The 12,629-nt window shown below is 36.9% G+C and carries 12 protein-coding genes and 1 rRNA gene; 10 read left to right on the forward strand and 3 right to left on the reverse strand.

Annotated features, from left to right (window positions below):
* Positions 1-158: 158 nt before the first annotated feature.
* From BM260_RS15130 to nikC, 5 genes are all read left to right on the forward strand, one after another.
* Positions 159-1,178 carry an ABC transporter ATP-binding protein gene (locus tag BM260_RS15130; RefSeq protein ID WP_093538177.1) on the forward strand — a complete coding sequence of 340 codons (1,020 nt, stop codon included), beginning with the start codon at positions 159-161 and terminating at the stop codon, positions 1,176-1,178.
* On the forward strand, positions 1,153-2,136 hold the full coding sequence (locus BM260_RS15135) for an ABC transporter ATP-binding protein (protein WP_093538178.1): 984 nt from the start codon (positions 1,153-1,155) through the stop codon (positions 2,134-2,136). Before BM260_RS15130 ends, BM260_RS15135 begins: the two co-directional genes overlap by 26 nt.
* Before the next feature lie 28 nt (positions 2,137-2,164).
* On the forward strand, positions 2,165-3,793 hold the full coding sequence (locus BM260_RS15140) for an ABC transporter substrate-binding protein (protein WP_093538179.1): 1,629 nt from the start codon (positions 2,165-2,167) through the stop codon (positions 3,791-3,793).
* 231 nt (positions 3,794-4,024) lie between these two features.
* Positions 4,025-5,029 carry an ABC transporter permease gene (locus BM260_RS15145; protein ID WP_093538180.1) on the forward strand — a complete coding sequence of 335 codons (1,005 nt, stop codon included), beginning with the start codon at positions 4,025-4,027 and terminating at the stop codon, positions 5,027-5,029.
* A 23-nt stretch (positions 5,030-5,052) separates the two neighbouring features.
* Positions 5,053-5,943, forward strand: a complete 891-nt coding sequence (gene nikC / locus BM260_RS15150; protein ID WP_245762752.1) for a nickel transporter permease — start codon at positions 5,053-5,055, stop codon at positions 5,941-5,943.
* A 174-nt stretch (positions 5,944-6,117) separates the two neighbouring features.
* On the opposite strand, the gene BM260_RS15155 is transcribed toward nikC, so the two are convergent.
* Positions 6,118-7,200: an FUSC family protein gene (locus BM260_RS15155; RefSeq protein WP_093538182.1), complete on the reverse strand. Its 1,083-nt coding sequence runs from the start codon at positions 7,198-7,200 to the stop codon at positions 6,118-6,120.
* A gap of 36 nt (positions 7,201-7,236) precedes the next feature.
* Entirely contained in the window at positions 7,237-8,526 is a 1,290-nt protein-coding gene (locus tag BM260_RS15160) for a glutamate-1-semialdehyde 2,1-aminomutase (protein ID WP_093538183.1), read from the reverse strand.
* Positions 8,527-8,705: 179 nt separating this feature from the next.
* Here BM260_RS15160 and bcp point away from each other — a divergent pair, with 179 nt between their 5' ends.
* The 3 genes from bcp (at position 8,706) to perR (ending at position 10,688) form a co-directional block, all read left to right on the forward strand.
* Complete coding sequence (gene bcp / locus BM260_RS15165) at positions 8,706-9,188, forward strand: thioredoxin-dependent thiol peroxidase (RefSeq protein WP_093538184.1); 483 nt, start codon at positions 8,706-8,708, stop codon at positions 9,186-9,188.
* Between the two features lies 1 nt (position 9,189).
* On the forward strand, positions 9,190-10,131 hold the full coding sequence (locus tag BM260_RS15170) for a D-2-hydroxyacid dehydrogenase (protein WP_093538185.1): 942 nt from the start codon (positions 9,190-9,192) through the stop codon (positions 10,129-10,131).
* A gap of 113 nt (positions 10,132-10,244) precedes the next feature.
* A complete protein-coding gene (gene perR / locus BM260_RS15175; protein ID WP_139185114.1) occupies positions 10,245-10,688 on the forward strand; it encodes a peroxide-responsive transcriptional repressor PerR in 444 nt (147 codons plus the stop codon).
* A gap of 118 nt (positions 10,689-10,806) precedes the next feature.
* Here the strand turns inward: perR and BM260_RS15180 are convergent, their stop codons facing one another.
* Positions 10,807-11,151: a YgzB family protein gene (locus tag BM260_RS15180; RefSeq protein WP_093538186.1), complete on the reverse strand. Its 345-nt coding sequence runs from the start codon at positions 11,149-11,151 to the stop codon at positions 10,807-10,809.
* Positions 11,152-11,284: 133 nt separating this feature from the next.
* Between BM260_RS15180 and BM260_RS15185 the strand changes: the two genes are divergently transcribed.
* A complete protein-coding gene (locus tag BM260_RS15185) occupies positions 11,285-12,151 on the forward strand; it encodes a nucleotidyltransferase-like protein (protein ID WP_093538187.1) in 867 nt (288 codons plus the stop codon).
* A 385-nt stretch (positions 12,152-12,536) separates the two neighbouring features.
* Positions 12,537-12,629: ribosomal RNA gene (locus tag BM260_RS15190) — 16S ribosomal RNA — on the forward strand; the annotation flags it as partial.

Consider the following 12,629-nt stretch of genomic DNA (forward strand, 5'->3'; position numbering starts at 1 on the left):
GTGTTTCTTCCGCTTATAAGATGTTTTTTTATATTTAGGAAGGGAGGATAGTCGTATGACTTTTCAGAAAAGTGTTGCATAACAGAATTTTTTGTGTAAAATATCATTTATAGTACTTTAGTTAGAAGATTCAAATATTTGTGAAAAGAGGGAACATCATGAGTGAACGACAAACAATTTTGGAAGTGAAAGATCTTCAAACGTCCTTTTTCACAGATGATGGTGTTATTCCATCCGTAGATCATATTGATTTTCATGTAAGAGAAGGCGAGATTCTAGGTATTGTTGGAGAATCAGGATGTGGAAAAAGTGTTACTTCTCTTTCCATCATGGGACTAGTTCCAAGTCCACCAGGGAAAATTACGAGTGGTCAAATATTGTTTGAGGGCAAAGACTTAACAAAGTTTTCTGAGAAAGAAATGCGCAAAGTTCGCGGCAACGATGTGGCAATGATTTTCCAAGAACCAATGACATCATTAAATCCTTTATTTACAATTGGAAATCAATTACTAGAGGCAATAACCTTACATAAGAAAGACTGGAACAAAAAGAAAGCGAAAGCAAGAGCGATAGAAATGCTAAAACTAGTTGGACTTCCGAGAGCAGAAGAACTTATGAATGACTATCCACATCAGCTCTCCGGTGGAATGAGACAACGTGTAATGATAGCTATGGCATTAGTTTGTGATCCCAAGCTCTTGATAGCTGATGAACCGACAACAGCTTTAGATGTAACTATTCAAGCCCAAATATTAAAGTTAATGCGCGAGTTAAATGAACGGCTGAATACGGCGGTAATATTAATAACGCATGATCTGGGCGTAGTAGCTGAAACTTGTGAACGAGTTGTAGTGATGTATGCAGGAAAAGTAGTAGAAGAGGGCACCGTGGATACAATCTTTAATAACCCACAGCATCCATATACAAAAGGTTTGATTGCTTCTGTGCCAGATATGCGATATAAAAAACAGCGCCTCTACTCTATTCCTGGGAGTGTTCCAAAACCTGGATCAATCAAACAAGGTTGCAGATTTGCAGCTCGCTGTGAATTTGTAGTAGGAAGATGTACGGAAGAAAATCCTCCTCTATATGAAACAGCGGAAGGTCATAAAACAAGATGCTTCTTATACGATGAAAAGGAGGTTTTGCAAGATGACAGAGCCGCTGTTAAAAGTTGAAGGATTGAAAAAGTATTTTCCAATACGTACTGGGATGTTAGGAAAACATACAGGTAATGTGAAAGCTGTAGATGATATTTCTTTCTTTGTAAATGAAGGAGAAACTCTAGGAATAGTGGGTGAATCTGGTTGTGGTAAATCTACTACAGGCAGGATGCTTATGAGATTACTAGAGCCTACTGAAGGAAAAGTGACCTTTAACGGAAAAGAACTAACGAGTATTTCAAATGATGAGATGAGAAAAGCTAGACGTGAAATACAAATGGTATTCCAAGATCCTTATGCTTCTTTAAATCCACGTCATACAATTGAAAAGATTCTAATGGAGCCTTTAATTGTCCATAATATTGGAGACCCAAAGAGTAGAAAAAAGAAAGTACATGACTTTCTAGAAATTGTCGGTTTAAGTAGCTATCATGCCAAACGTTATCCACATCAATTTAGTGGAGGACAAAGGCAACGTATAGGAATAGCAAGAGCATTGATGACTAATCCGAAGTTGATAATAGCGGATGAGCCAGTGTCGGCACTCGACGTTTCGATACAGGCACAAGTCTTGAATCTCATGCAAGATTTACAGAAGGAGCTCAAGTTAACTTATATCTTTATTGCTCATGATTTGGGAGTTGTTCGCCATATCAGTGATCGTGTAGGGGTAATGTATTTAGGAAGAATGGTAGAACTCGCTACAAGTGAATCCATGTATGCTGAACCTTTACATCCTTATACAAAAGCTTTACTTTCTGCAGTTCCAGTTCCAGATCCGGAGTTTAAACGGGAACAAATTATTTTAGAAGGAGACATTCCAAGTCCCTCAAATCCACCTTCTGGGTGTACCTTCCATACAAGATGTCCTTTTAAGATGGATATTTGTGTGAAGGATGTTCCACAATTACAAGAAGCTAAAACAGGTCATTTTGTTGCATGCCATTTATATAATGAGCAATTGCAACATTGATAATAAATAAATAATTGGAGGGGTCCAAATGGGAAAAACGAAGATATGGTCATTTTTGCTGCTGATGTTCGTTGCACTTACTATGGTACTTGCTGCGTGTTCATCTGACGATTCATCAGACGGCGATACAAAAAAAGATAATGACAAGGGAACTACAGAAACTGCGGAAGATAAAGTATTAATCTTTGGTCGTGGAGGAGATTCTGTTTCACTAGATCCAGCTGCTGTAACGGATGGTGAATCATTCAAAGTTACACAAAACGTGCAAGAAACTTTATTAAACTTTGGTGAGCAAGATACAACAATTAATGAAGGATTAGCTACAAAGTGGGAGCCATCAGAAGATGGACTTTCGTATACATTCACACTTCGTGAAGGTGTAAAATTCCATGATGGAACTGATTTTAATGCAGAAGCAGTTGTTAAAAACTTTGAACGTTGGGCTAGTGGTTCTGAAGATCTATTCCCATATTATGGGTCTATGTTCGGTGGATATGCTGGTGATGAAGGTCATGTAATTGAATCAGTTACTGCTGAGGGAGATTACACGGTAATATTCAAACTTACGCGTGCACAAGCACCTTTCTTGAAAAATATTGCAATGAGTCCATTCGCTATTGCAAGTCCAACTGCATTTGAAGCAGCAGGAGATAAATATGGAGATAGCCCAGTCGGTACAGGACCATTCAAATTTGTAGAGTGGAAACGTAATGATTCTATCACTATTGAAAAGTATGAAGAGTATTGGAATTCAGAAGAGCCGAAATTAGATCGTGTTGTTTTCCGTGCAATTCCTGATAACTCTGCTCGTTTAAACTCTCTTTTAACTGGAGAAATTGATTTAGCTGATGGTGTAAATCCTTCGGACGGAGCTACAGTTGAGTCAGAGGCAGCTCTACAACTATTTGAACGTCCATCTATGAATGTTGGGTACCTTGGGTTAACAAATACTCGTCCTCCATTCGATAACCCAAAAGTTCGTCAAGCTGTAAACTATGCAATTGATAAACAAGCTATTGTGGACGCTTTCTTTGAAGGTCGTGCAGAGGTAGCGAAAAACCCTATGCCATCTTCTATTAGTGGATACAATGAAGATATTCCGGGTTATGAGTACGATCCAGAAAAAGCGAAGCAATTATTAGCAGATGCTGGTATGGCTGACGGTTTTGAAATGGAACTATGGGCAATGCCTGTACCACGTCCTTATATGCCAGATGGTGCAAAAGTTGCGGAAGCTATTCAAAAGAACTTAGCTGATGTTGGTATCACTGCTAATATCGTATCTTACGAATGGGCTACTTATTTAGAAAAAGCTAAAAATGGTGAAGCAGATGCATTCTTATTAGGTTGGACTGGTGATAACGGAGATGCGGACAACTTTATCTATGTTTTACTTGACGAAGATAATATCGGAAGTAACAACTATAGCTACTACAAAAACGATGAGACACATAAAATCTTAATCGAAGCACAAACAGAAGTAGACGAAGACAAACGTAATGAACTTTATAAACAAGCACAAGAATTAATCTTTGAGGATGCTCCGTGGGTTCCACTTGCTCACTCAACACCATTACTAGCTGGAGATGCTGAAATTACTAATTTCTTCCCACATCCAACTGGTTCTGATAGATTAAACAAGGTCGACTTTAAGTAATAAGCTTAAGGGGGGAGGTCTTCGTGATTTCTCCCCTTTATTCATTAAATTAGAAATTGTATTTTTTCAGCATTTGTTTAGCTCCAACGTCTAGTCCCTCGAGTTGCTTCAAGATATCAGGGGCGTATGATGAGGGTCAGTAGTTGTGACACGACGATCATAATCATATACTGACTTCCAATTACATAGGCGTTTGTGCTTTTCTTAATTTAAATTAGAGAGGTGAAGAAAATGCTTCACTATATCGGTAAACGATTATTACAATTGATACCTGTATTACTTGGTATGACATTTGTTGTTTTCATGATCATACGAGCAATTCCTGGTAATCCCGCACAAGTAATATTAGGACAATTAGCATCTAAAGAAGCGATAGAAGCATTGGAGATTAAACTAGGCTTGAACCAGCCTTGGTATACACAATACTTTGACTATTTAGCTGGTCTTCTAAAAGGTGATTTGGGCGAATCTATGCGAACGGTTCAACCAGTTGCTAAAGAGATTTGGCCATACTTGGCTGCAACAATGGAGCTAGCTTTCTTTGCCATTATTATTGCAGTAATAATTGGAGTTAATGCAGGTATTATATCGGCTTGGTTCCAAAACTCTTGGTTTGATTATATGGCAATGGTCTTAGCTTTAATCGGAGTATCCATGCCAATTTTTTGGTTAGGATTGATGGAACAGTGGATTTTTGGTATTGAATTACAATGGCTTCCAACGACTGGTCGAGAAGAGGTTCGAGATCCCATTAACTCCATCACGAGCTTGTATGTAATAGATACAATTATACAGGGAAGATTCGATCAACTAGGTACTGTACTGAAACATTTAATATTACCTGGTATTGCGTTAGCAACAATTCCGATGGCGATAATTGCTCGTATGACTAGATCAAGTATGCTTGAAGTAATGAGAGCGGATTATGTTCGTACTGCTAGAGCTAAAGGGCAGAAAATGTTTTTTGTAGTTTACAAACATGCTTTAAAAAATGCAATTATACCCGTATTAACTGTAATTGGACTTCAAACTGGGCTTTTACTTGGAGGCGCTATTTTAACGGAGACTATCTTCGGATGGCCAGGAATCGGCAGGTATATTTACGAAGCTATTTCGTTCCGTGATTATCCAGTAATTCAGTCGGGTATATTGGTTGTCGCTTTTATATTCGTGATGATTAACTTATTTGTAGATATTTTATATGGGTTAGTAGATCCGAGGATTAAATATGATTAAAAGGAGGAATAGATATGTCCGAAATGGTTCCGAATGCGACAAATGATCAACTAATAGTAACTAAAGAAACGTCGACCGGTCCTTGGCGAGATGCATGGCGTAGCTTTCGAAAAAACAAAGGAGCGCTTGTAGGAGCAGGGATTGTCTTATTCTTCTTATTTTTAGCATTTTTTGGTCCTTGGCTTGCACCACAAGGTATTAATGATCAGCTTTTAACAGATCGATTGAAACCACCGTCTAGTAAGTATTGGTTTGGTACGGATGATTTTGGTCGTGATATATTCTCTAGAATTATTTATGGAGCTAGAATCTCCTTAATGGTAGGGTTTTTCTCTGTTATTGGTTCTGTAGTAGCTGGTAGTATTTTAGGTATTATTGCAGGTTACTATGGGAAATGGATAGACATGATTATTTCAAGAATTTTCGATATCATGTTAGCTTTTCCAAGTATATTATTGGCCATTGCTGTAGTTTCTGTCTTAGGACCATCTTTACAAAATGCATTGATTGCTATTGCGATTATTAATATTCCTAACTTTGGTCGCCTAATACGCTCGAAAGTTCTAAGTATTAAAGAAGAAGAGTACATAACATCTGCTAAAGCAATTGGGATGAGGGACATTCGAATTTTGTTTTCTCATATTCTACCTAATTCTATGGCACCGGTTATTGTTGCAGGAACACTGGCAATCGCTTCAGCTATTATTGAAGCAGCTGCTCTAGGGTTCTTAGGATTGGGAGCTCAAGCGCCTGCTCCTGAATGGGGGAAAATGCTAGCGGATGCCCGTATGTATTTAAGAAATGCACCGTGGACGATGATTTTCCCAGGAGTAGCAATAATGTTAACAGTTGTAGGATTTAACTTGATGGGTGATGGACTCCGAGATGCACTAGATCCGAAGATGAAAAATTAATAACCGTGCCACTTAGCATTCTAACGCTAAGTGGCATTTTTTTAGAAGAACTTTTACGAGGCGTTACTAATTTATTTGTTGTATTTGCTAATACAATAATCGGACAATCCAACTACTAATATCTAAAAAAAAAAACTGGTTGGTCGCGAGAAAACTCACGATTAACCAGTTTTTTTAATAAGGCGTTTCTTCAATTTCAACAGTCAGCTCTTCGCTATGAAAGTTTTGATATGAGGTGATGAGTTTATCCACATGTTCCAATTGTTCCTCATAGCTTAAAATAGCAGATAGTAAATGTAGCAGATGGTATGAAGAAAACTCCTCTTCCATTTGTGTAATAGTAATTTGTTTGACGAAAATATCCATTACTTCTTGCCTTTGTAAAAATGCCTCGGAATCGTTCTCTTCAATATGCTCGGGTCTTAACTTACCGATGAATTTCAAATGGAGCTGTTCATGATAGGTTAATAGAGTATCCAATCTTTCCTTTATCATCATTAGAAAATGTTCGGGAAGAAGAGTAAATTCATGCTCATGGTGATGCAACTTTTTTAGTACATCTAAGCTTTTATAGGAAGCCGAAATTAATTCGCGGTAGACGACTAATTTTCTTCCCTTTGTGTGGTTTGCTTTCTTAGTGTATCCACGTTCTTCTTTAAAGAATGAGTATATTTGATCAACACGAACAAGTCTTTCATTTAATTGACTAATGGTTTGTTTAGTCGATTGATGATCGGATGCTTGTCGAACTGCTATTCGTAACCAACGAATTATTTCGTCCTGTGTATAGTGAATTGCATTGAATAGCTTCTTTTCAAACTTAGGAGGTAAAAATACTAAATTCACAATAAAAGCAGATATTACTCCAACTAGAATGGTAGCAAATCGTAATACTGCAAATAGTAGAAAGTCATCTCCTTGTATTTCCATAATCGCAATTACCGTAACAAGAGCTAGTGTTAAGGCTTTCTCTAATTTTAGTTTAAGCATAATTGTAATGGTGATGATTGCGGCAAATCCTACGATTACATAATCTTTTCCGAAAACTAAAGAGAAGATAACCGCAACAATGGCTCCGATTAAGTTCCCTTGAATTTGTTCAGTGGCTGTTTTATACGACCTATATATAGAAGGTTGAATGGCGAAAATAGCTGCTATTCCTGCAAATACAGGATTGGGAAGCTGAAGTAATTCAGCTATGAATAAAGAAAATACAATAGCTACTCCAGTTTTAAATATTCGAGCTCCTAATTTCATTAAATCCAATCCTTTCGTAAGAAACAGCGCACTTGTTTATTGAAGTTTAGCAAATGCATTATTAACTGCAGAAAGTGTTTCTTGAATATCACTTTCTGTATGCGCAGTTGTGATAAACCAAGCTTCGTATTTTGAAGGTGCCAAGTTAATACCTTGGTTTAACATTAACTTAAAGAACTTCGCAAACATTTCCCCATCACTTGCTTCTGCTTGTTCATAATTCTCTACTTTCACATCTGTGAAGTAAACGGAAAGTGCTCCTTTAATACGATTAATAGTGATGGTCACATTATTTTTCTTGGCTGCTTCTAAAATACCGACCTCAAGCAGTCCACCTAGTCTATCGAGTTCATCATATAACCCAGGAGTTTGTAAAACTTCTAAGCAAGCAATACCCGCTTGCATAGACGCTGGATTACCTGCCATAGTTCCCGCTTGGTATGCTGGTCCTAATGGGGCAACTTGCTCCATAATTTCTTTTCTGCCGCCGTAAGCACCTATTGGAAGACCTCCACCGATGATTTTACCTAATGCTGTTAAGTCAGGTGTTTGCTCTAACATAGTAGATGCTGCGCCGTAATGGAAACGGAATGCGGTAATTACTTCGTCGTAAATAACTAGTGCACCTTTATCTTTTGCCAATTTATGAACTAGTGGAAGGAAATCTTCATTTGGCTCTACCATTCCAAAGTTTCCTACGATTGGCTCCACTAAAATACAAGCTAATTCGTCTCCCCATTTCTCCATAGCTTCCTCAAAAGCTTTTGGATCATTAAATGGAATAGTAATTACTTCTTTCGCTGTTTCTTTAGAAACACCCGCAGAGTCAGGAGTACCTAATGTAGCAGGACCTGAACCAGCTGCAACTAGTACTAAATCAAAGTGGCCATGATAGCATCCCGCGAATTTCATCACTTTTGTTCTTCCAGTATAAGCACGAGCAACTCGAATTGTTGTCATTACTGCTTCTGTTCCAGAGTTAACAAAACGAACTTTGTCCATTGAGGGAATAGCATCCTTTAACATTTTTGCAAAGGTTACTTCATGTTTTGTTGGAGTCCCATATAACAGACCAGTTTGTGCCGCTTTTGTGATGGCCTCGGTAATATGAGGATGTGCATGACCTGTAATAATAGGTCCGTATGCCGCTAAATAGTCGATATATTTATTGCCATCCACGTCATAAAAATAAGCACCTTCTGCTCTTTCCATAACGATAGGTGCTCCTCCACCTACTGCTTTATATGATCGTGATGGACTGTTTACACCACCTACTATATGTTCTAGTGCCTCAATTTGAATTTTTTCTGATTGTGTTTGTTTCAATGTCCTAGCCTCCGCTCAGTTTGTTTACAGATAGAAAGTATAACGTTTCTATTCAATTATTGTCTAGTATACTAATTCTTTAAGTTCCTCTTAATTGTAGACAATAATATTGAAAATTGCTAAGAAAATTGAACAAAGTGACTAACTTCGTTACGATATATATAATAGGAGGGATTATGATGGAAAAACTAGAAGGCATGGTAGCACCTAACTTTTCATTGAAAAATGAAAAAGGAGAAATTATTTCATTAAAAGACTTTGCAGGGAAGAAATATGTCGTTTTGTATTTTTACCCAAAGGATGCTACACCGGGCTGTACAACGGAAGCATGTGATTTTAAAGCGGCTCATACAAGTTTCACTGACTTAAATGCAGTTATTCTTGGAGTTAGCGCAGATGATGAAAAGGCCCATACAAAATTTATACACAAGCATGGTCTTCCATTTTCGCTATTAGTAGATGATACGCATGAAGTATCGGAGGCATATGGAGTATGGAAGTTGAAAAAGAATTTTGGAAAAGAGTATATGGGTATCGAACGTTCTACTTTTTTAATCGATCCTACTGGAACGGTCGTAAAAGAATGGAATAAAGTTAAAGTCGACGGACACGTAGAAGAAGCACTTCTAACATTAAAATCATTAGTGACTGAAGGGCAATAATATGAGTATATTGTTTTCTTTTTTACCAAAGCAGGAGCAACAGGATGAATTAGTAAAAAAGTTCCCACATGCAGAATTTATATTTCAAAAAGGTTTAAATGAAGAACTGCTAAAGTCAGCGTCAATTCTAGTTACGTACGGCGAGGACATAGATGCACCTCACCTCAAAACTGCCGAACAGCTAAAATGGATTATGGTGGCTTCTGCTGGGTTAGAAAAAATGCCGTTACTGGAAATTGCAAAGCGAGGCATTGTCGTTACCAATGTACGAGGAATTCACAAAACTCCAATGGCAGAAACGATTTTAGCCCATATACTTTCTATTAAGAAGTCACTCCCGTTGATCAATGAAAATCAACGAAAAGGGGAATGGTCTAAGCGTGTGTCTCCAACCGAATTACTAGGTTCAACTGCGATCATATTAGGTCCCGGTGCAATAGGCGGGGAAGTAGGAAGAATACTACAGGCTTTTGGCGTGCACACAATTGGATGTAATAGCAGTGGAAAACTGCCTCCATTTATGGACGAAATAGTTACCTTCGATAAACTAAATGAAGTTTTACCGAAAGCGGATATTGTTATTTCCATTCTACCAAGTACGGAGCAAACAAAGGGATTAATCACATACGAGCATTTACAGTCTATGAAGCAGAGTGCAATCTTTATGAATTTTGGACGTGGTGATTTAGTGAAAGAACAACACTTACTACGTGCATTAGAAGAAGAGAGAATCGCATATGCTGTACTGGATGTATTTGAGAAGGAACCACTTGCCGCAGAACACCCATTTTGGAGTATGAATAATGTAATCGTTTCTCCACATATCTCCAGTCACTCTTCTCAATATGTAATAAGAGCGCTACAAATTTTCTCAAGTAATTTAAATGCTTGGATGGAGCAAAAGCCACTGGAAAATGAGATTGATTTGGAAAAGGGTTACTAATCTATGTATATCTTTCCTTAACGAGTAATAAATTTGACAGTTCATGCCCTTTCTATTTATACTTATTGTAACAATTATAATTAAAGAATGAATATGAAAAGAGGTGCATTGCGATGACGGAAGTACATTTAAGAGATGCTTTAGATACATTAAAATCGACTGGTGTACGAATTACACCTCAACGCCATGCGATACTGGAATTTATTATCCAATCTATGTCACATCCCACAGCGGACGATATATATAAAGCACTAGAAAGTAAATTTCCTAGCATGAGTGTTGCAACGGTTTATAATAATTTACGTGTTTTTAGAGAAGCAGGACTCGTTAAAGAGTTAACCTACGGCGATTCTTCTAGTCGTTTTGATTTTGTTACGAATGATCATTATCATATGATTTGCGACGCTTGCGGTAAAATTGTTGATTTTCATTATCCTGGATTAGATGAAGTAGAACATTTAGCTTCTCATTTAACTGGGTTTGATGTAAGTTATCATCGAATGGAAATTTACGGTGTTTGTCCAACATGCAAAGAGCATGCAACTAAAGTTCAATAAGCAAAACCGAGCGTAGTAAGACACGCTCGGTTTTTTATTTGAAAACATAGCATTTTCACTTCCACCTTCTACCTACTTAGAATAGAAAAAACACTTTGCTAAAAAAGCAAAGTGTCCATTATCTTTTTTTATTCAATGCTTCATCAAATTCTTGACCTTCAAGATTAGGATCTAGCGTTAAAGGTTCTTTACAATACATACACATATCTACTCTACCTAATACTTTAGTATGCTTACCACAGTTAGGACATACAACAGGCACTGCTTTTGTTGATAATAATCCAATCCAGCCATAGACTGCTGTACTAGCTAAAATAGATAGTAGCCCCAGCGTTACGAAAATGGTAACTAATATACCGTTATCTTTAAAAAAGATTGCACCGTACATAATGATAAAACCAAAGAATATAAGTCCAAGTGCAAACGAACGTATACGATTTATTTTGTTTTTATAGGGTTTCATTTTTCAGCCTCCTAATTTCTACATACACTATATCATATTTTAGTATAAAGTTAAGTTAGGAATGAATTATAGAAGGAAATATAGAAAAGTTGTCGAAAATTTATAAGTAGAAGTAAATAAAGGAGGCTTCATTTTGGAAGCGTTATTGAGACCGATTTATCAAGAAAGAGCAAGTGAACCTAATACACTTGGTGTTATTTTAGTAGAGAAACGGGCAGATTTTAGTCCTATTACAGATATGTTTGACTCTATTTTATTAATATTAACGAAAGAATCTGAGGTACCTGTTTTTACAAAGCATTATACGTATGAGGATAAAAAAACTGCGCTTCATATAATTACAGAAAAGCAGTTAAGAAAATGGCTCTTGTTGGGAACTAACCCGAAACTGGTGGATTGGTTAATCAACGGTCGTGTGGTATTTGATCGCAATGAATATGTAGAAAGTTTAAAACAAGAGCTATACGTATTTCCGATAAACGGAAGAAAAGCTCGAATGGGTATAGAGTTTGCCAAACTAACGAGACGGTATTTAGAAGGGAAGCTATTTTTTGAACAACGTAATTTCTTAGATGCTTATAATCATATGGTAGATTCTTTACATCATCTAGCACGATTAGCTGTTTTTGAAAATGGTATGCACCCAGAAGTGATGGTATGGAATCAAGTAAAAGCATTAGATCCTTCTATATATAAATTGTACGATGAGTTAATCTCTAGTGATGAATCATTAGAAAAAAGATTAGAGCTTTTGTTTTTAGCGAGTGACTTTTTGATTCATTCCCGATCAAAAGATGGAGCGCAACACATTATAGAAGTACTTGGGTCAAAAGAGTTTTGGACGATCCAAGAAATTCATGAGCAAGAAGAGCTTAAAAACTACTCTGTAGATTTAGAGGTTTTCATCGAGTTTCTAATAGATAAAGGGTATATTTCAATTGAAGAACAGCAAACCAAAAGCAACGCGATCATGCATAGATACTACAAAGTGATGATGTAGAAACAACATTTAAAAACGAACAATGAAATTTGTTCGTTTTTATTGTTGACATAATAAATAAATGCATGGTATTATAATAAGCGTCGTCAAAACAACACAAACTATTTCAAACAAATAATAGTGAAAAAGTTTTTTAGAAAAACTTCTTGACACTTACCGAGTACGATGGTAAATTAGAGAAGTCGCAAAAAACGACACAACAAAATGAACATTGAAAACTGAACATGCAAAACGTTAAGAAATATAGCTTTCAACTAACTTAGTTAGGATGATAGCAAAACAATTTTGGACATCATTTAATGATGATGCCAGCAAAACAAAATGAGCTTTTAAACTAGTTCTAATTTGTTCGCTCTCAATATGCTCTGCATACTGAAAGCGAACTATTATGGAGAGTTTGATCCTGGCTCAGGACGAACGCTGGCGGCATGCCTAATACATGCAAGTCGAGCGAATGACGAAGAAGCTTGCTTCTTCT

This window comes from Psychrobacillus psychrotolerans (genome assembly GCF_900115805.1).
GTDB classification, from domain to species: Bacteria; Bacillota; Bacilli; order Bacillales_A; family Planococcaceae; genus Psychrobacillus; species Psychrobacillus psychrotolerans.